Source organism: Rhizobium ecuadorense (assembly GCF_001187535.1).
Lineage (GTDB): Bacteria > Pseudomonadota > Alphaproteobacteria > Rhizobiales > Rhizobiaceae > Rhizobium > Rhizobium ecuadorense.
The window spans coordinates 1-225 of the sequence record NZ_LFIO01000056.1 but is presented as its reverse complement, the minus strand read 5'-3'; the positions used below and the strand labels follow the sequence as shown (position 1 = coordinate 225).

The window sequence follows — 225 nt, the reverse complement described above, 5'->3', positions numbered from 1 at the left end:
GATCTACTCGACGACCTATTGGAGAGCAATCACATGAGCAGGATGATCGAAAGGTTCCAGGGAGACGCCGGCAGGGAACTCAGGCTGGAGGCCCTCACCGCGCAATCGATCGTCGCCCGTGATCCCGCGCTCGCCGAAGAACTCACGGATCTCGTGGGACTTCAAGAACTCGATGTGGGCCAGATCCTGATTGAGCAGAACGGCGAAGACGACGATATCTTCTTC

General features: G+C 57.3%; 1 pseudogene. It reads left to right on the top strand.

The features are described from left to right. Positions 1-33: 33 nt before the first annotated feature. A pseudogene (locus AF337_RS02455) lies at positions 34-225 on the top strand (cyclic nucleotide-binding protein); the annotation flags it as partial.